The sequence below is a fragment of the Pseudomonas sp. UYIF39 genome (genome assembly GCF_029963765.1).
GTDB lineage: Bacteria > Pseudomonadota > Gammaproteobacteria > Pseudomonadales > Pseudomonadaceae > Aquipseudomonas.
In genome coordinates this window covers 222,334-240,572 of sequence record NZ_JALBYU010000001.1, presented here as the reverse complement: position 1 = coordinate 240,572, position 18,239 = coordinate 222,334, and the positions used below count along the sequence as shown (strand labels likewise).

General features: G+C 60.4%; 16 protein-coding genes and 1 pseudogene. 7 read left to right on the top strand and 10 right to left on the bottom strand.

What is annotated here, in order from left to right; all coding sequences use genetic code 11:
- The first annotated feature begins 57 nt into the window (after positions 1-57).
- Together MO767_RS01240 and preA are read left to right on the top strand one after the other, a co-directional pair.
- Entirely contained in the window at positions 58-1,425 is a 1,368-nt protein-coding gene (locus tag MO767_RS01240; protein ID WP_282479052.1) for an NAD(P)-dependent oxidoreductase, read from the top strand.
- Positions 1,426-2,700, top strand: coding sequence for an NAD-dependent dihydropyrimidine dehydrogenase subunit PreA (gene preA, locus MO767_RS01235; protein ID WP_282479051.1), 1,275 nt, complete (start codon positions 1,426-1,428; stop codon positions 2,698-2,700). It begins immediately after the preceding gene.
- A gap of 107 nt (positions 2,701-2,807) precedes the next feature.
- On the opposite strand, the gene MO767_RS01230 is transcribed toward preA, so the two are convergent.
- Positions 2,808-3,428 (bottom strand): TetR/AcrR family transcriptional regulator, encoded by a 621-nt coding sequence (locus MO767_RS01230; protein WP_008149783.1) that lies wholly within the window; start codon positions 3,426-3,428, stop codon positions 2,808-2,810.
- Between the two features lie 205 nt (positions 3,429-3,633).
- Between MO767_RS01230 and MO767_RS01225 the strand changes: the two are divergent.
- From MO767_RS01225 to MO767_RS01205, 5 genes and pseudogenes are all read left to right on the top strand, one after another.
- Positions 3,634-3,774: pseudogene (locus tag MO767_RS01225) on the top strand (copper resistance protein CopD); the annotation flags it as partial.
- A gap of 165 nt (positions 3,775-3,939) precedes the next feature.
- Positions 3,940-5,235 carry an OprD family porin gene (locus MO767_RS01220; protein WP_282479050.1) on the top strand — a complete coding sequence of 432 codons (1,296 nt, stop codon included), beginning with the start codon at positions 3,940-3,942 and terminating at the stop codon, positions 5,233-5,235.
- 275 nt (positions 5,236-5,510) lie between these two features.
- The gene (locus MO767_RS01215; RefSeq protein ID WP_282479049.1) at positions 5,511-6,335 is read left to right on the top strand and encodes an NAD(P)-dependent oxidoreductase; all 825 of its coding nucleotides are present in this window, start codon (positions 5,511-5,513) and stop codon (positions 6,333-6,335) included.
- 53 nt (positions 6,336-6,388) lie between these two features.
- Positions 6,389-7,273 carry an SMP-30/gluconolactonase/LRE family protein gene (locus MO767_RS01210; RefSeq protein WP_282479048.1) on the top strand — a complete coding sequence of 295 codons (885 nt, stop codon included), beginning with the start codon at positions 6,389-6,391 and terminating at the stop codon, positions 7,271-7,273.
- The gene (locus tag MO767_RS01205) at positions 7,270-8,145 is read left to right on the top strand and encodes an aldose 1-epimerase (RefSeq protein WP_282479047.1); all 876 of its coding nucleotides are present in this window, start codon (positions 7,270-7,272) and stop codon (positions 8,143-8,145) included. Before MO767_RS01210 ends, MO767_RS01205 begins: the two co-directional genes overlap by 4 nt.
- On the opposite strand, the gene MO767_RS01200 is transcribed toward MO767_RS01205, so the two are convergent.
- From MO767_RS01200 to MO767_RS01160, 9 genes are all read right to left on the bottom strand, one after another.
- The gene (locus MO767_RS01200; protein WP_282479046.1) at positions 8,130-9,857 is read right to left on the bottom strand and encodes a NahK/ErcS family hybrid sensor histidine kinase/response regulator; all 1,728 of its coding nucleotides are present in this window, start codon (positions 9,855-9,857) and stop codon (positions 8,130-8,132) included. The genes MO767_RS01205 and MO767_RS01200 overlap by 16 nt on opposite strands.
- Positions 9,841-11,004: an alcohol dehydrogenase-like regulatory protein ErcA gene (gene ercA, locus MO767_RS01195; protein ID WP_282479045.1), complete on the bottom strand. Its 1,164-nt coding sequence runs from the start codon at positions 11,002-11,004 to the stop codon at positions 9,841-9,843. The genes MO767_RS01200 and ercA overlap by 17 nt, the downstream gene beginning before the upstream one ends.
- Before the next feature lie 91 nt (positions 11,005-11,095).
- Complete coding sequence (gene pqqE, locus MO767_RS01190; RefSeq protein WP_282479044.1) at positions 11,096-12,238, bottom strand: pyrroloquinoline quinone biosynthesis protein PqqE; 1,143 nt, start codon at positions 12,236-12,238, stop codon at positions 11,096-11,098.
- The gene (gene pqqD / locus MO767_RS01185) at positions 12,216-12,488 is read right to left on the bottom strand and encodes a pyrroloquinoline quinone biosynthesis peptide chaperone PqqD (RefSeq protein WP_282479043.1); all 273 of its coding nucleotides are present in this window, start codon (positions 12,486-12,488) and stop codon (positions 12,216-12,218) included. The genes pqqE and pqqD overlap by 23 nt, the downstream gene beginning before the upstream one ends.
- Positions 12,485-13,237: a pyrroloquinoline-quinone synthase PqqC gene (pqqC, locus tag MO767_RS01180; RefSeq protein WP_282479042.1), complete on the bottom strand. Its 753-nt coding sequence runs from the start codon at positions 13,235-13,237 to the stop codon at positions 12,485-12,487. The genes pqqD and pqqC overlap by 4 nt, the downstream gene beginning before the upstream one ends.
- A 127-nt stretch (positions 13,238-13,364) precedes the next feature.
- Positions 13,365-14,279 (bottom strand): pyrroloquinoline quinone biosynthesis protein PqqB, encoded by a 915-nt coding sequence (pqqB, locus tag MO767_RS01175; RefSeq protein WP_282479041.1) that lies wholly within the window; start codon positions 14,277-14,279, stop codon positions 13,365-13,367.
- A gap of 55 nt (positions 14,280-14,334) precedes the next feature.
- The gene (pqqA, locus tag MO767_RS01170; RefSeq protein ID WP_003253598.1) at positions 14,335-14,406 is read right to left on the bottom strand and encodes a pyrroloquinoline quinone precursor peptide PqqA; all 72 of its coding nucleotides are present in this window, start codon (positions 14,404-14,406) and stop codon (positions 14,335-14,337) included.
- 192 nt (positions 14,407-14,598) lie between these two features.
- Complete coding sequence (locus tag MO767_RS01165; protein ID WP_282479040.1) at positions 14,599-16,119, bottom strand: aldehyde dehydrogenase family protein; 1,521 nt, start codon at positions 16,117-16,119, stop codon at positions 14,599-14,601.
- A gap of 264 nt (positions 16,120-16,383) precedes the next feature.
- A complete protein-coding gene (locus MO767_RS01160) occupies positions 16,384-18,162 on the bottom strand; it encodes a PQQ-dependent methanol/ethanol family dehydrogenase (RefSeq protein ID WP_282479039.1) in 1,779 nt (592 codons plus the stop codon).
- Positions 18,163-18,239: the final 77 nt, after the last annotated feature.

Sequence of the window (18,239 nt, the reverse complement as noted above, 5' to 3'; positions counted from 1 at the left end):
CGTACCAATGATCTGCCCATCAGAGGCAGCACCTCAAATAACCGTGAGGCCAACACCGTGATCAAGACACTGAACCACCTCCCGCATCCGCACGAGAATGCGGCCGCCCTCGCCAGCCATTTCACCGATCTGGCGCCACCGCTCAACGACCGCCAGGCCCATCTGGAAGCCTCGCGTTGCCTGTACTGCTACGACGCGCCGTGCGTGAATGCCTGTCCGAGCGAGATCGACATTCCGTCGTTTATCCGCAATATCCACCAGGAAAACGTTCAGGGCGCCGCTCAGAAAATTCTCTCGGCAAACATCCTCGGCGGCAGTTGCGCCCGGGTGTGCCCGACGGAAGTGCTTTGCCAGCAAGCCTGCGTACGCAACAACGACCATGAATGCGCACCGGTGCTGATCGGCCTGTTGCAGCGTTACGCCGTCGATAACGCACACTTCAGCGAACACCCCTTCACGCGTGCTGTATCAACCGGCAAGCGCATCGCCGTGGTTGGCGCCGGTCCGGCCGGTTTGTCCTGCGCTCACCGCAGTGCCATGCACGGTCATGACGTGGTGATTTTCGAGGCACGGGAAAAGGCTGGAGGCCTCAACGAATACGGGATCGCCAAGTACAAACTGGTGGACGACTACGCGCAGAAGGAACTCGATTTTCTGCTAGACATCGGCGGCATCGAAATCCGCCACGGGCAAAAACTTGGAGAGAACCTGACCTTAAGCGAGCTGCATCAGCAATTCGATGCGGTGTTCCTTGGGCTGGGTCTGGCCGCCAGCAAACAGCTGGGCCTGCCTCACGAAGATGCACCCGGCCTGCTGGCCGCCACCGATTACATCCGCGAACTGCGTCAGGCCGATGACCTGACCCAACTCCCCCTCGCTGACCGTTGCATCGTTTTGGGCGCCGGCAACACCGCCATCGACATGGCGGTGCAAATGGCTCGCCTCGGGGCACGCGACGTCAACCTGGTGTACCGCCGCGGTGTCGAGGAAATGGGCGCCACCGGCCACGAGCAGGACATCGCCAAAGCCAATCAAGTGCGTTTGCTGACTTGGGCACAACCCGAAGAAGTCCTGCTCGATGCTCAAGGCCAAGTACGCGGCATGCGCTTCGCTCGGACCTGGTTAGCCGAAGGTCGCCTGCAAACCACCGGCGAAACGTTCGAACTGGCCGCTGATGCGATCTTCAAAGCCATCGGCCAGGCCTTCGACGCCAGCGCCCTCACCGATCCGCTGGCCCGTGAACTCAAGCGTCAGGGCGATCGGATTCAAGTGGACGAAAACCTGCGCACCAGCATCCCCGGCGTGTATGCCGGCGGCGACTGCACCAGTCTCGATCAGGACCTCACCGTGCAGGCGGTGCAGCACGGCAAACGAGCCGCCGAGGCCATCAACGCCCAACTCATGCTCAACGTGGAGGCTGCGTAAATGGCCGATCTCTCGATTGTCTTCGCCGGCATCAAAGCCCCCAATCCGTTCTGGCTGGCCTCCGCGCCACCCACCGACAAGGCCTACAACGTGGTTCGCGCCTTCGAGGCCGGTTGGGGTGGCGTGGTCTGGAAAACCCTGGGGGAAGACCCGGCGGCGGTCAACGTATCGTCGCGTTACTCGGCGCACTTCGGTGCCAACCGCGAAGTGGTGGGCTTCAACAACATCGAGCTGATCACCGACCGCTCGCTGGAGATCAACCTGCGGGAAATCACCCAGGTCAAAAAGGACTGGCCGGACCGTGCGCTGATCGTGTCGCTGATGGTGCCCTGCGTCGAAGAATCCTGGAAGTTCATCTTGCCGCTGGTGGAAGCCACAGGCGCCGACGGCATCGAACTGAACTTCGGTTGCCCGCACGGGATGCCGGAGCGCGGTATGGGCGCGGCAGTCGGCCAGGTACCGGAATATGTCGAGCAGGTTACCCGTTGGTGCAAGACGTATTGCTCGCTGCCGGTGATCGTCAAGCTCACGCCGAACATCACCGACATCCGCGTCGCGGCCCGAGCGGCCCATCGCGGCGGAGCGGATGCGGTGTCGCTGATCAACACGATCAACTCCATCACCAGCGTCAACCTGGAGCGCATGGTCGCCAATCCCGCCGTGGGCAGCCAAAGCACCCACGGTGGTTATTGCGGTTCAGCGGTGAAGCCGATTGCGCTGAACATGGTCGCCGAAATCGCCCGCGACCCGCTGACGCAAGGCCTGCCGATCTCCGGCATTGGCGGCATTGGCAGCTGGCGCGACGCCGCGGAATTCATCGCGTTGGGCAGCGGCTCGGTGCAGGTGTGCACGGCGGCAATGCTGCATGGCTTCCGGATTGTCGAGGAGATGAAGGACGGTTTATCGCGCTGGATGGACAGTCAGGGCTACGCCAGCGTGTCAGAGTTTTCCGGGCGGGCGGTGGGCAACACCACGGACTGGAAGTACCTGGACATCAACTATCAAGTGATTGCCAAGATTGACCAGGAGGCCTGCATTGGTTGCGGTCGTTGCCACATTGCTTGCGAAGACACTTCGCACCAGGCGATTGCGAGCCTGAAGCAGGCAGACGGGACGCATAAATATGAAGTGATTGATGATGAGTGCGTGGGGTGCAATCTGTGTCAGATCACGTGTCCGGTACAGGATTGTATTGAGATGGTGCCGATGGATACGGGCAAGCCATTTCTGGATTGGAATCATGATCCGCGCAATCCCTACCACGTCGCTGTTTGATCGTTGAAGTTCAAGGGATCGCAGCCTCGTTTCACTCGACAGCTCCTACAGGGTTATGCAATCCCTTGTAGGAGCTGTCGAGTGAAACGAGGCTGCGATCTTTTGATTCACGGCTCCAACCCGATCCCCCGCAAGATCACACTCGTCACCGTCTGCACCGCCCGCTCGAACTGCATGTCCGACAACGGTTGATGGTCATTCAGAATATTCACCTGATGATCAAAGTCGGCGTAGTGCTGGGTCGACGCCCAGATCATGTACAGCAGGCTCGAAGGTTCCACCGGCAGGATGCGTTTGTCATCCACCCACTGGCGAATTTTCGCTTCTTTCATCTTGGCCCAGTCGTACAGGCTGACGTCCAGTTTCTCACCCAGAGTCGGCGCACCATGGATGATTTCGTTGGCCCAGACTTTGGAGCCATAAGGCCGGCTGCGGGAGTGGTTCATCTTGGCGCGGATGTAGCTGCTGAGCACCACGCGCGGGTCGTCGAACATCTCGAAGCACAGCGCGTCCTGTTTCCACACTTCCAGTAACCCCAACAGCACCGCACTGTACAGCTCACTCTTGGTGCTGAAGTAGTAATGCAGGTTGGAGCGCGGCAGTTGCACTTCGGCGGCGATGTCGGCCATGGCGGTGCCGCCGAAACCCTTTTCGGCGAAAACCTTTTCGGCCCCCAACAGAATTTTCTCGACGTTACTGCGACGAATCTCGATCTTGTGATTGCCCATGAGGGCTCCCTGACAACAGCGTTGCTCAAGACTAGCATCCGCTCTACCTCGGGGCGACAAGGGAAAACGAAACTTCGTACACCCAGCTGCTCGCAGTTAATCTGACCGCCTTTTCGAACCCGCCTCAGAGGTATTCCACGATGCGGCTCAACAAAACCCTGACCACCGTCGCCCTGCTCGGCTCGTTGTTCGCCGCTGGCCGCACCGTTGCTTCAACGACGTTGGTTACGTATGGGTGGCGAGGTTGGTGATGACCGGGTTGATCAACGTGCGGATACTCACCGGGCAGTTCTGGCCGACACCGTTGCTGTCCGGGTTTGCGCTGATTCTGTTGATCAAGATTGTGCGGGGCGCCGCGCGCCTACGAATAATCGACATACTCCTGATCGCACCAAGTCATCGTACAACTTCTGATTGACATTCCCCGTTACACTTGCAAATAATTCGTTCCGATGTTGTACGACGACGTATAACAAAAAATAAAAACAACAAGAAACACGGGAGCGTCACTGTGAGCAAGCTCGTCCGCAATTCCTCCGTCTGCACCCCTCGCCCAACCTTCGCACTCCGCCATGCCCTGAGCCTGATCGGTTGCAGTAGCCTGGCCCTTGCACTGCCCATGGCCAGTCATGCCGAAGGTTTCGTTGATGACGCCAAAGCCACGCTGAACTTGCGCAACTTCTACATCAACCGCAACTTCACGAACCCGGCCTACCCGCAGGGCAAGGCTGAAGAGTGGACGCAAAGCTTCATCCTTGATGCCAAATCCGGATTCACCCAGGGCCCCGTCGGTTTCGGCATGGATGTGCTGGGCCTGTACTCGGAAAAACTCGACGGAGGCAAAGGCACGGGCGGCACCTCATTGCTGCCGATTCATGACGACGGCCGACCAGCCGACAATTTCGGGCGCCTGGGTGTGGCGCTGAAAGGCAAAATTTCGAAAACCGAATTGAAGGTCGGTGAATGGATGCCGGTGCTGCCGATCCTTCGTTCCGACGACGGCCGCTCCCTGCCGCAAACCTTCCGTGGCGGTCAGGTAACGTCTTCCGAAATCAGCGGCCTGACGCTCTACGGCGGCCAGTTCCGCGCCAACAGCCCGCGTAACGATGCGAGCATGGAAGACATGTTCATGAACGGCAAAACCGCCTTCACCTCCGACCGTTTCAACTTTGGCGGCGGTGAATATGCGTTCAACGATAAGCGCACCCAGGTCGGCGTCTGGTACGCGCAACTCAGCGACATTTATCAGCAGCAGTATTTCAACCTGAGCCACAGCCAGCCCATCGGCGACTGGACCCTCGGTGCCAACCTTGGCTACTTCATCGGCAAGGAAGACGGCAGCGCCCTCGCCGGCGACCTCGACAACAAAACCGCGTTCGCCATGCTCTCGGCAAAATACGGCGGCAACACCTTCTATGTCGGCCTGCAAAAACTCACTGGCGACAATGTCTGGATGCGGGTCAACGGCACCAGCGGCGGCACCCTGGCCAACGACAGCTACAACTCCAGCTACGACAACGCCAAGGAAAAATCCTGGCAGCTGCGCCACGACTACAACTTTGTGGCGCTCGGGATTCCCGGCCTGACGATGATGAACCGTTACATCAGCGGCGATAACGTGCACACAGGCACCATCACCGACGGCAAGGAATGGGGTCGCGAGTCAGAACTGGCTTACACGGTGCAGAGCGGCGCGCTGAAGAATCTCAACGTCAAATGGCGTAATGCGAGCATTCGCAAGGACTTCAGCACCAATGAATTCGACGAAAACCGCATTATCATCAACTACCCGATCTCGTTGCTGTAAGCCGAGGGGCGGGGGATCAACACGAGCCCTGTGGGAGCGAGCTTGCTCGCGATGGCGGCGTTACATCCAACATCAATGTATTTGACATAAAGCCATCGCGAGCAAGCTCGCTCCCACAAAGTGCTTTGCAGTGTCAGCGGATGCAGGGATGACCCTCCGTCAATTTCAACCGATGACGCGTTGACAACGACCCGAGACCCTAACAATACTTCGGCCTAGTCGTACGACAACCTATAACGAACTAAATAACAATTACTGCTTATGCAGGGACCTCCATGACAACCACTCCTACAGCCCGCGCCCCTTTTAATCGTCTGCTGCTGACCGGTGCCGCCGGTGGCCTCGGCAAAGTCCTGCGTGAAAGCCTGCGGCCCTACGCCAATGTGATTCGCCTGTCGGACATCGCCGACATCGCCCCGGCCATCGATGACCGTGAAGAAGTCGTGCCCTGCGACTTGGCAGACAAACAAGCGGTCCATCAGCTGGTTGAAGGCGTGGACGCAATTCTGCACTTCGGCGGCGTGTCGACGGAGCACTCGTTCGAAGAGATCCTCGGCGCCAACATCTGCGGCGTGTTCCACATCTATGAAGCCGCTCGCCGCCATGGTGTGAAGCGGGTGATTTTTGCCAGTTCCAACCACGTGATCGGCTTCTATAAACAGGATGAAGTCATCGACGCCCACTCCCCTCGCCGCCCGGACAGCTACTACGGCTTGTCCAAGTCCTACGGCGAAGACATGGCCAGTTTCTACTTTGATCGCTATGGCATCGAGACCGTCAGCGTGCGCATCGGCTCCTCGTTCGCGGAGCCACTGAACCGCCGCATGATGAGCACTTGGTTGAGCTTCGGCGACCTGACTCAATTGCTCGAATGCGCGCTGTACGCCCCTAATGTCGGGCACACCGTGGTATATGGCGTGTCTGACAACAAGAACGTCTGGTGGGACAACCGTTTCGCCACCTGCCTGGGTTATGAACCTCAGGACAGTTCCGAAGTGTTCCGCGAAAAAGTCGAAGCCCAACCGATGCCAGCCGCTGATGACCCGGCTAGGGTCTACCAGGGTGGTGCGTTTGTCGCGTCCGGCCCCTTCGGCGACTGAACCCGCGTACCTCACTTGATCCCGACAACAAAAACCCGAGGGGATGAGCTGTCATGCAAGCCGAATTGATTGTCGATGCCCGCAACGCAGTCGGTGAATGCCCGGTCTGGGTCCCCGAAGAAAACGCCCTGTATTGGGTGGATATTCCTGCCGGTGGACTTCAGCGCTGGAGCGCCGAAACCGGCCATGTTCACGCCTGGAAGGCGCCGCAAATGCTCGCCTGCATTGCGCGTCACCGCGACGGTGGCTGGGTTGCCGGGATGGAAAACGGGTTCTTTCATCTGCACCCGCATAACGACGGCAGCCTCGACAGCAACCTTCTGGCAACGGTCGAACACGCCCGCACAGATATGCGCCTGAACGATGGTCGCTGCGATCGTCAGGGGCGCTTCTGGGCCGGCAGCATGGTGCTGAACATGGGCGCCAACGCTGCCGACGGTACGCTTTACCGCTACAGCACCGGGCAACGCGGGCCACTCGAGGCGCAACTCAGCGGGTTTATCGTACCCAACGGCCTGGGTTTCAGCCCGGACGGGCGAACGATGTACCTGTCTGACTCGCATCCCCTGGTCCAGCAAATCTGGGCCTTTGATTACGACATCGACAGCGGCACGCCGTCCAACCGTCGGCTGTTTGTCGACATGCATCAATTCCCTGGTCGTCCCGACGGGGCGGCGGTCGATGCCGAAGGCGGCTACTGGATTTGCGCCAACGACGCCGGGCTGATTCACCGTTTCACCCCCGACGGCCGACTGGACCGTTCCCTCGCCGTACCGGTGAAAAAACCGAGCATGTGCGCCTTCGGTGGCAGTCGTCTGGACACCCTGTTCGTGACCTCGATCCGCCCCGGTGACGACCATGACGAACAATCACTGGCCGGCGGTGTGTTCGCCCTCAATCCCGGGGTGAAAGGCTTGCCGGAGCCGAAGGTAATATGACGCCGACATTGCTTGAACTCGAAGACGAATTCACCCACCTCACCCTCGCCCCGCAACTCGGTGGCAGCATCGTCAACTGGAGCGTGCGCGGCACGGGTCTGCCGCTGTTGCGCCACAGTGACGCTCACGCGCTGAACACCGGCCTGCCCGGCAAGCTCGGCTGTTTTCCCTTGGTGCCGTGGTCGAACCGTATTGCCGAAGGGGGGTTCGACTGCCCCGAGGGATGGCTGGCCCTGACACCCAACAGCCTCACCGATCCCCTGCCGATTCACGGTAGCGCCTGGCAACAGCCGTGGCAGGTGGTTTCGCAGACCCACGATGAAGTCATCCTGCAACTCGACAGCACGACGCCCTTCGCCTATCGCGCCCGGCAACGATTCCATCTGAGCGACGGCAAGCTGAGCATTGATCTTAAGGTCACCCATCTGGACGAAAAACCTGCCTGGCATGGGCTCGGTTTGCATCCTTACTTTCCGCGTACTACGGGCACCCAATTGCAGGCGCAAGCCCGGCAAGTATGGTTGTGTGACGGGACCAAACTGCCGACACACCTCAGCCCATTGCCCGCCGAGTGGGATTTCCAGTCACTCAAGACGTTGCCCGACACATTGGTCGACAACGGCTTCTGCGAATGGGACGGCCACTGCCTGATCCGCCAGCCAGCGCTGGGCTATGAGCTGGAATGCCAGGCCACCGGCAGCGATTACTTCCTGCTCTACTGCCCGGTGGGCCTGGATTTTTTCTGTATCGAACCGGTAAGCCACCCGATCAACGCGCATCACCTGCCCGGTCGACCGGGGTTGCGGCTGCTGGAGCAAGGCGAGTCAGCCGAGCTCGGTTTCAGCCTGCACTATCGCTACCCCAGCAACTGACTCAGCACCGCGCGCAACTTGCCGGGTTTCACCGGTTTGTTCAGCAGCGGCGCGTCGAGTCGCTGCAATGAACGCCGACACTGATCCGTGCGGTCTGCGGTGATGATGACCGCCGGAATCGCCTGGCGGTAATGCTCGCGCAAATGCCTGACCACATCAGAGCCCACCACCCCGTGATCGAGGTGGTAGTCCGCCAGAATCAGTTCCGGCGCTCGCCCCTGCAAGGCGGCCAATGCGGAAAATTCATCAGTGGCCGTGACTACCTCGCAGCCCCATTGCCCGAGCAGCGCGCTCATGCTTTCGAGGATGCTCACTTCGTTGTCCAGCACCAGCAAACGCCGGCCCGGCAATGGATTGCCGGCGCCGGGTTGTGGTGCCGCCAGGCTGATCGGCAGCGGAACCTCATGGGAAATCGGCACGTCGATGCTGAACATCGAACCGCGCCCCGGTAACGAATGAACCCCGACTTTATAGCCGAGGATCTTGGCGATGCGCTCAACGATTGCCAGTCCCAGGCCCACACCCTTGCGGTCGGCGGCGCGTCCGACGTCCAGCTGGTTGAACTCGAGGAAGATCGAATCCAGTCGGTCCGCCGCGATCCCGCGTCCGGTGTCCCAGACTTCCAGGCGCAGCATTTCACCCCGGCGTCTGGCACCCAGCAGGATGCTGCCCTCGTCGGTGTAGCGGCAGGCGTTGCTGAGGAAGTTGCGCAGGATCCGCGTCATCAGGCGCAAGTCGGTGCTGATGGCGTAATCGCCCAAGTGCACCCGCAGGTTCAACCCTTCGGCTTGGGCCACTGACTGGAATTCCGACACCAGCGGCGCGAGCAATTCGTCGAGGCGGTACAGCGCAATGTCCGGTTTCACCGCTGCCTGATCTAGCCGGGAAATATCCAGCAAATCGGTGAGCAAATCCTCCGCCCCTTCCAGCGCCTGGTGAGTCCGCTCCACCAGCACCTGTTCGACGTCGGGCAGTTTGCGTTCGCGCAGGGTCGAGATCAGCAAACGCGCGGCATTGAGCGGTTGCAGCAGGTCATGGCTGGCGGCGGCGAGGTATTTGTCCTTGCTGCGATTGGCGGCCTCGGCGGCGTCCCGGGCATCGCGCAAGGCCTGGGCGATCTGCTTACGCTGGGTGATCTGCTGTTGCAGGTTGCGGTTGGCTTCCAGTAACTCGTCGGTGCGCGCGGTGACGCGCTGCTCCAGTTCGTCGTTGAGTTGCTGCAGGCGCTGCTGGGCGAGTTTGCGTTCGGTAATGTCGGCGACAAACCCCTCCACCAGCCCTTCCTGATCGGGCTTGAGCAACAGGTTCATCAGCACGTCGAGGCTGCTGCCGTCCTTGCGTCGCAACTGGGTTTCATAGCCGTGCAGGCTGCCCTGGTGCCTGAGGATTTCGCCGATATTCTCCAGCTCCTGTGCGCCACCGATGAACAGATTGCTCGCCAGATCCGCCAAGGAAAACAGCACCTCCTGGGGATTGTCGTAACCGAGCATCCGCGCCAGTGCCGGGTTGGCGGCGCGCATGCCTTGCAGGAGGCTGGCCTGAAAGATCCCGTGGACCGCGTTTTCGAACAGCCATTTGTAGCGATTGCGCTCCGCTTCCAGCTCGTCGAGGCGCGCGGAGAGTTCCGGGTAATGACTCTTGCGCGCCGAGTGGCTGCCTAATCCCAGTAACCCCGCCAGCGCCCGTTGATGTTCGTCAGAGGGCTTCGCCATAGACGACCTCGACATCACGCTGACTGGACTCGCGCGGGTTGGTCAGGATGCACGGGTCGTGCATGGCGTGTTGCGACAGGAACGGAATGTCCGCAGTGCTGACCCCGTGCAGTCCCAGGGTTTCGTGGAAACCAATGGCGTGTTTCAACGCAATCAGATGCTCCACCAGACGCCCGCAAATCTGCCGGTGATTCAAGCCCCGGCAATCGATGCCAAAGGTCTCGGCGATCACCTTGAAGCGCTCGGGCGCCGAGCTGTAGTTGAACGCCACCACGTGTTCCACCAGCACCGCGTTGCACAGCCCATGAGGCAAGTCGAGAAAGCCGCCCAGGCTGTGGGACATCGCATGCACCGCGCCAAGGATCGCGTTGGAGAACGCCAGCCCGGCCTGCATGCTGCCGAGCATGATTTTCTCGCGCAGGGCGATGTCGCTCGGGTTGGCGATCATCTGCACCAGGTTGCCGTTGATCAGGCGCATCGCTTCGAGTGCGTGGGGATCGGTCAACGGCCCGTGACCGGTGGACACAAACGCTTCGATGGCATGCACCAACGCATCGATGCCGGTACAAGCGGACAGGAACGGGTCCATGCTCAGGGTAGTTTCCGGGTCGATCAGCGACACGTCCGGGACCACCGCCTTACTGACGATGGAGAACTTCATGCGTTCTTGCTGGTTGGAAATGATCACGAATTGTGAGACATCGGCCGACGTCCCGGCGGTGGTCGGAATCAGGATCAGCGGCGGGCTGGGGACACGGATGGTGTCCACGCCTTCGAATTCGAGGATGCTGCGTCCATGGGCGACGACAATGCCGATGCCTTTGCCGCAATCCATCGGGCTACCGCCACCGACGGCCACGATCACATCGCAATGGTTTTCCCGGTACAGATCGGCGCCGAGCATCACTTCTTCGACCCTTGGGTTGGGCGAGACCGCGCTGTACAGGACGTGCTCGATGCCCTGGGCTTGCAGGCTGGCCTCGACATCGGCGACCCAACCGGCAGCAATCACACCGGGATCGCTGACCAGCAGCACCTTGCGGGCACCAAAGGTTTTGGCGCAATTGCCGACGTTGTGCCGGCAGCCGGCACCAAAGATGATTTCAGGCGAAACGAATTTACGCAGCTGGCTGAGACTCTGGCTCATTGGAAAGCCTGTTTTTATAGTTTTTGGAAGGTAACGCCCACACTAAAGCATCCGGCTGTGAATGCAATCAGACCAATGGGTAGCCCCGGGCTCACCCTCGATAGATCAGTCGCGAAGCCTTCTCGTTACGCAACGTCAGGTGTTCCATGCCCAGCCCCGGTGCGTCGGCTTCCTCGCGGGCCTTGAGAATCACACCGTGGTGCGGGGATTTGCTGCACACCGGGTCCGCGTTGGCGGCGTCGCCGGTCAGCATGAATGCCTGGCAGCGGCAGCCGCCCAGATCCTTGTGCTTTTCATCGCAGGAGCGGCACGGTTCCTTCATCCAGTCATCGCCACGAAAACGATTGAAACCGAAAGAATCCGTCCAGATGTGCTCGATACTGTGCTCGCGCACATTGGGAAACTGCACCGGCAACTGGCGGGCGCTGTGGCAAGGCAACGCCGTGCCGTCGGGGGTGATGTCGAGAAACAGATTGGCCCAACCGTTCATGCAGGTCTTGGGGCGTTCTTCGTAGTAATCCGGGGTGACGAAGATCAGCTTGCACGGGTGGCCCTGCGCTTCAAGACGCTCGCGATATTCGTTGGTGATGCGCTCCGCACGCTGCAATTGTTCGCGCGTGGGCAACAGGCCAACCCGGTTGAGCTCGGCCCAGCCGTAGAACTGGCACGTCGCCAATTCGACGAAATCCGCTTCCAGCTCCAGGCACAAGTCGATGATCTGCTCGATCTGGTCGATGTTGTGCCGATGGGTGACGAAGTTCAGCACCATCGGGTAGCCCTGGGCCTTTACTGCACGGGCCATGGCGAGTTTCTGGGCAAAGGCCTTGCGCGAACCGGCGAGCATGTTGTTCACCGCTTCGTCGGCGGCCTGGAAGCTGATCTGGATATGGTCCAGCCCCGCGACCTTGAAGTCGTGCACTTTCTGCTCGGTCAGGCCAATGCCCGAGGTGATCAGGTTGGTGTAGTAACCCATGTCCCGGGCGGCCTTGATCAGTTCGGCCAGGTCCTGTCTTACCAACGGCTCGCCGCCGGAAAAGCCCAGTTGCGCGGCGCCCATCTCCCGGGCCTCGCGGAACACCCGGATCCATTCCTCGGTGCTCAACTCTTCGCCTGATTGAGCAAAGTCCAGCGGATTGGAGCAATACGGGCATTGCAGCGGACAACGGTAGGTCAACTCCGCCAACAGCCACAGCGGTGGCCCCGGACGCGAGTCACTCGATCCAGAATTGAGCATGGGCCACCTCCAGAAACGCCAGCACATCTTCGTCGATCCCCGGTACGCCGGGGAAACTCTCAGACAGTCGATCAATGATCGCCGCAACGCTGCGCTGGCCGTCTACCAGATCAAGGATCTGCCCGGCACTGACGTTGAGTTTGATCATGCCTTCGGGGTACAGCAGCACGTGACAGTCCTGACGAGGTTCCCATTGCAGACGAAAACCCTGACGCAGTGACGGTGATTGCTCGCGGTGGATCAGGCTCACAGGGCAATCCCCCGGTGCCAGACGTTCTCGGTGGTGACGGTGTGATACGGCGGGCGCTCCAGCTCGTAGGCCATGCTCATGGCGTCGAGCATGCTCCACAGCACGTCAAGTTTGAACTGCAGGATTTCCAGCATGCGTTGCTGGCCTTCGACCGTGACGTAGTGCGCCAGGGTGATGCGCAAGCCATGCTCGACATCCCGTCGCGCCTGACTCAGGCGAGTCCGGAAATAGTCGTAACCGCCGACGTCGATCCACGGGTAATGGGCCGGCCAGGCATCGAGCCGGGATTGGTGGATCTGTGGCGCAAACAGTTCGGTCAGCGAACTGCTGGCGGCTTCCTGCCAACAGGCGCGACGGGCGAAATTGACGTAGGCGTCCACGGCGAAACGGACACCGGGCAGCACCAGTTCCTGCGAGAGGATTTGCTCGCGATCCAGCCCCACCGCTTCGCCCAGCCGCAGCCAGGCTTCGATCCCGCCTTCGCTGCCGGGCGCGCCGTCGTGATCGAGTATCCGTTGCAACCATTCACGGCGCATGTCGCGGTCCGGGCAGTTGGCGAGAATCGCCGCGTCTTTCAGGGGGATGTTCACCTGGTAATAGAAGCGATTGGCGACCCAGCCTTGAATCTGCTCGCGGGTTGATCGGCCGGCGTACATGGCTTGGTGGAACGGATGATGGATGTGGTAATAGGCGCCTTTGGCGCGCAGGGCTGCTTCGAATTCGGCTGGGGTCATTGGGGTGCTGGTCATTGCGGTTCTCCTGGAAGCTCTGCTGTGTCTGGTCTGGCCTCATCGCGAGCAAGCTCGCTCCCACAGGGGACTCAAGTTCGCAACAGATCCCCTGTGGGAGCGAGCTTGCTCGCGATGAGGCCCTCCGCTACAGCTCAATACTCATGCCGTCATAAGCCACTTCAATCCCGCGCCGCTCCAGCAGCGCTCGCTCGGCCGAGTCTTCATCGAGGATCGGGTTGGTGTTGTTGATGTGGATCAGCACCTTGCGCTGGCGGGTGAAGCCTTCAAGGATTTCGAGCATGCCGCCAGGGCCGCTTTGCGACAGGTGACCCATTTCACGACCCAGGTTCTGGCCGACTTCGCAGACTCGCATCTCGTCATCGCGCCACAAGGTGCCGTCCAGCAACAGGCAATCGGCGCGTTGCATCCAGCTCAGAACCTCGTCGTCTACCTGTCCCAGGCCCGGCGCGTAGAACAGCGAAGCACCGCTGCGCCGATCTTCGATAAACAAGCCGATGGTGTCGCCCGGCTGCGGATTGCCGCGATTGGGCGAATACGGTGGTGCGTTGCTGACCAAGGGGATCGCGCGAAATCTCAGGTGCGCGCAAGCCGGAATGCTGAAGGGCTCGCGATCGAGCCCGATCGGTTGCCACTGCAGCCCGCCGTTCCAGTGCTTGAGCATGGTGAATAACGGGAAGCCGCTGCTCAGGTCTTCATGAACCCGTTCGGTGCACCAGACCTGATGCGGGCAACCTTCGCGCAGACTCAACAGGCCGGTGCAATGGTCGATCTGGCTGTCCAACAGGACGACGCCGGCAATCGCCGTGTCACGCACCCGGCGCGCCGGTTGCAGCGACGCGAAACTCTCGAGTTGCGCGCGAATGTCCGGTGAAGCATTGCACAGCACCCAATCCACATCGTTGTCGCTCAGGGCAATCGAGGATTGTGTGCGCCGTTGGGCCCGCAGGCTGCCATTGCGCATCGCGGCGCACTGACGGCAGTTGCAATTCCATTGCGGAAAACCACCGCCAGCGGCGGATCCGAGAACGCGAATGTGCATGGGCAATGCTCCAGAAGGCAGGCCCGGCCAACGCGTCGGCTGGCCGGGTGAACAATCAACGGTTGGCGAAATACATCGTCACTTCGAAGCCAATGCGCAGATCGGTAAACGCGGGTTTAGTCCACATGGGTCAATCCTCTTCTTGTGCCGGACGATTCCGGTAAAGCCATTAATGCACGGGGCGCCAGGCACCCGAATGCTACTTTCGAACGAGGTGGCGGCGTGCATTGGTAGGGGGTGTGCGGCGATCTTCACAAACACACAAAACCAATGTGGGAGCGAGCTTGCTCCCACAGGTTCTTCAGTGTTCTTGCGGAGGTTAGAAGAACCCCATTGGATTGATGTCGTAGCTCACCAGCAGGTTTTTGGTCTGCTGATAGTGGTCGAGCATCATCTTGTGGTTTTCACGGCCGACACCAGATTTCTTGTAGCCACCGAACGCGGCGTGGGCCGGGTACAGGTGGTAGCAGTTGGTCCAGACACGCCCGGCCTTGATCGCCCGGCCCATGCGGTAGGCACGGTTGATGTCGCGGGTCCACAGGCCGGCGCCGAGACCGAACTCGCTGTCGTTGGCAATCGCCAGGGCTTCGGCTTCGTCCTTGAAGGTGGTGATACCCACCACCGGGCCGAAGATTTCTTCCTGGAACACACGCATTTTGTTGTGGCCCTTGAGCAGGGTCGGCTGGATGTAATAACCCGTCGACAAGTCGCCCTCAAGACGCTCGACCGCGCCGCCGGCGAGCAACTCGGCGCCCTCTTCCTGGGCGATTTTCAGGTACGAGAGGATCTTGTCGTATTGCTGTTCGGACGCCTGGGCGCCGACCATGGTTTCAGTGTCCAGCGGGTTGCCGCGCTTGATCTTGACGATCTTCTGCATCACCACTTTCATGAAATCGTCGTAGATCGACTCCTGCACCAGCGCTCGCGAAGGACAGGTGCATACTTCGCCCTGGTTGAAGAACGCCAACACCAAACCTTCAGCGGCTTTCTCGATGAACTGCGGCTCGGCTTGCATGATGTCTTCGAAGAAGATGTTCGGCGACTTGCCGCCCAGTTCGACAGTGCTCGGAATGATGTTCTCGGCGGCGCATTTCATGATGTGCGCGCCAATCGGGGTGGAACCGGTGAAGGCGATCTTGGCGATGCGCTTGCTGGTGGCCAGCGCCTCACCCGCTTCGCGACCGAAGCCCTGGACGATGTTCAGCACACCGGCCGGCAGCAAATCGGCGATCAGCTCAGCGAAGACCATGATCGACAGCGGCGTCTGTTCGGCGGGTTTGAGTACCACGCAGTTACCGGCGGCCAGGGCCGGGGCGAGTTTCCAGGCGGCCATCAGCAGCGGGAAGTTCCACGGAATGATCTGTCCGACCACGCCCAATGGCTCGTGGAAGTGATAAGCCGTGGTCAGCTCGTTGATCTCGGCGGCACCGCCCTCTTGAGCGCGGATGCACCCGGCGAAGTAACGGAAATGGTCGGCAGCCAGTGGCACGTCGGCGTTGAGGGTTTCGCGCACAGCTTTTCCGTTGTCCCAGGATTCGGTGACGGCGAGGATTTCCAGGTTCTGCTCGATGCGGTCGGCGATTTTCAGCAGCACCAGCGAGCGGTCCTGCGCCGAGGTCTTGCCCCAGGCGTCAGCCGCAGCATGCGCCGCGTCGAGGGCTTTTTCGATGTCGGCGGCGCTGGAGCGAGGGAATTCGGCGATCACTTCGCCGGTGACCGGCGAAGTATTGGTGAAGTACTCACCATTGACCGGGGCGACGAACTCTCCGCCGATGAAATTGCCGTAGCGCGGTTTGAACGTAACGACGGCGCCAGGTGTACCAGGTTGTGCGTAGATCATGGTGGGCCTCTGTCTGGGTCGATGCCTGTCGGGCAAACAGGCGATGAACCGATAGTAGAGAGCCCCGCGCGTCAGACGAATGCGCCGTTGGCAGGAGGACTCTCGTTATTTGGTAGTAGATGATCGCGAATCTATCTGTGGCGAATCTCCCTGTAGGAGTGAGCCTGCTCGCGACGACGGAGTGTCAGTCAGCATCACTTTTGACTGGAAGTCCGCTATCGCGAGCTGGCTCACTCCTACAGGGGTTATGCGGTGGATTCAGGGTTAGTGCTTCGCCACCACAAGGTCTTTGGGCAGCTTGAAGGTCCAGAGCATGCCGCCCTGGTTGAAGTCCTTGATGCGCTTGGCCACTTCGCCGCCCCACAGCGGAACAGCGCCACCCCAACCGGAGAGGACCGAAACGTACTGTTCGCCGTCCATTTCCCACGTCACAGGCGAGCCGAGTACGCCGGAGCCGGTCTGGAATTCCCAGACTTTCTCGCCGGTCTTGGCATTGAACGCCTGCAGGAAACCTTCCGGCGTACCGGTGAATACCAGGTTGCCCTTGGTGGTCAGCACGCCGCCCCACAGTGGCGCGTAGTTCTTGTGGCGCCAGACTTCCTTGCCGGTTTTCGGGTCAATGGCGCGCAACACGCCGATGTAGTCTTCATTCAATGGTTTGATGGTGAAACCGGCACCCAGGAACGCCGCGCCTTTCTTGTAGGCGATGCCTTCGTTCCAGATGTCCATGCCCCATTCGTTGGACGGCACGTAGAACAGCCCGGTGTCCTTGTTGTAGGCCATCGGCATCCAGTTTTTCGCGCCGAGGAATGCCGGTGCTACGAATACCGAACTGCCTTTGGCTTCGGTGCCGGGCGCACCTGGACGGCTGGCTTCGTTGTAGATCGGCCGACCGTCTTTATCGAGCCCTGTGGCCCAGGTGATCTTGTCCACGAACGGGAAGCCGCGAATGAATTTGCCGTTGGTGCGGTCCAGCACGTAGAAGAAACCATTACGGTCAGCGGTCGCGGCGGCTTTGATCTCTTTGCCGCCTTCGGTGTAGTTGAACGAGACCAGCTCGTTTACGCCGTCATAGTCCCAGCCGTCGTGAGGCGTGCTCTGGAAGTGCCACTTGATGGTGCCGTCGTCCGGGTTGAGCGCCAGACGCGACGACGAGTAGAGGTTGTCGCCAGGACGCAGGTGCGAGTTCCACGGCGCCGGGTTGCCGGTGCCGAACAGCAGCAGATTGGTTTCCGGGTCGTAGTAACCACCGAGCCAAGGGGCAGCGCCACCGGTTTTCCACAGATCGCCGGGCCAGGTCTTGCCCGCTTCACCGCCGGAGATACCGTTCTCTATCGCTTTACCGTCCTTGTAGGTGTAGCCCATGTGGCCTTCGACGGTGGGCCGGGTCCACAGCAGGTCGCCGTTTTTCGGGTCGTAGGCTTCGATCTTGCCGACCACCCCGAACTCGCCACCGGCAACACCGGTGATCAGTTTGCCGTTGATCACCAACGGCGCGGCGCTGATGGAATAGCCTTCCTTGTGGTCGGCGACTTTCTTGCTCCAGACAACCTTGCCGGTGTCTTTGTTCAAGGCCACAAGCTTGGCATCGAGGGTGCCGAAGAACACCAGGTCGCCGTACAGCGCAACACCACGGTTGATCACGTCGCAGCAAGGACGGATGTCATCGGGCAGGCGCGCATCGTATTGCCAGAGCTTCTTGCCGGTGCGCGCATCCACCGCAAACACCCGCGAGTAGGATCCGGTCATGTACATCACGCCGTCCTTGATCATCGGCTGTGCTTGCTGACCGCGTTGTTTTTCACCGCCGAAGGAGAATGCCCAGACCGGCCGCAAATCCTTCACGTTGTTGACGTTGAGCGTGTCCAGCGGGCTGTAGCGTTGACCCTGGACGCCCAGACCGTTGGTGACGATCTGCTCCGGGTTCTTGGGGTCCTGGAGGATGTCTTGATCGGTGACGCCGGCCAGCGCGGTGCCGGACAACAGCATGGCACTGAGCAGCACGCTCAAGACGAAGGGTTGGCGACGTGCGGGTTGGGTCATGACGGCTACCTCTGCAGTTTTTGTTATACCCGGAAAATTTTCCCGGTCTGGTGCAGATTCTTGGGCGCCGCCGCCCT

Bases quoted from the DNA above. Each gene is read 5' to 3' on its own strand.
- preA (WP_282479051.1), top strand. From the start codon at position 1,426: ATGGCCGATCTCTCGATTGTCTTCGCCGGCATCAAAGCCCCCAATCCG.
- MO767_RS01230 (WP_008149783.1), bottom strand. From the start codon at position 3,428: ATGGGCAATCACAAGATCGAGATTCGTCGCAGTAACGTCGAGAAAATT.
- MO767_RS01215 (WP_282479049.1), top strand. From the start codon at position 5,511: ATGACAACCACTCCTACAGCCCGCGCCCCTTTTAATCGTCTGCTGCTG.
- MO767_RS01210 (WP_282479048.1), top strand. From the start codon at position 6,389: ATGCAAGCCGAATTGATTGTCGATGCCCGCAACGCAGTCGGTGAATGC.
- MO767_RS01205 (WP_282479047.1), top strand. From the start codon at position 7,270: ATGACGCCGACATTGCTTGAACTCGAAGACGAATTCACCCACCTCACC.
- MO767_RS01200 (WP_282479046.1), bottom strand. From the start codon at position 9,857: ATGGCGAAGCCCTCTGACGAACATCAACGGGCGCTGGCGGGGTTACTG.
- ercA (WP_282479045.1), bottom strand. From the start codon at position 11,004: ATGAGCCAGAGTCTCAGCCAGCTGCGTAAATTCGTTTCGCCTGAAATC.
- pqqE (WP_282479044.1), bottom strand. From the start codon at position 12,238: ATGCTCAATTCTGGATCGAGTGACTCGCGTCCGGGGCCACCGCTGTGG.
- pqqC (WP_282479042.1), bottom strand. From the start codon at position 13,237: ATGACCAGCACCCCAATGACCCCAGCCGAATTCGAAGCAGCCCTGCGC.
- pqqB (WP_282479041.1), bottom strand. From the start codon at position 14,279: ATGCACATTCGCGTTCTCGGATCCGCCGCTGGCGGTGGTTTTCCGCAA.
- MO767_RS01165 (WP_282479040.1), bottom strand. From the start codon at position 16,119: ATGATCTACGCACAACCTGGTACACCTGGCGCCGTCGTTACGTTCAAA.
- MO767_RS01160 (WP_282479039.1), bottom strand. From the start codon at position 18,162: ATGACCCAACCCGCACGTCGCCAACCCTTCGTCTTGAGCGTGCTGCTC.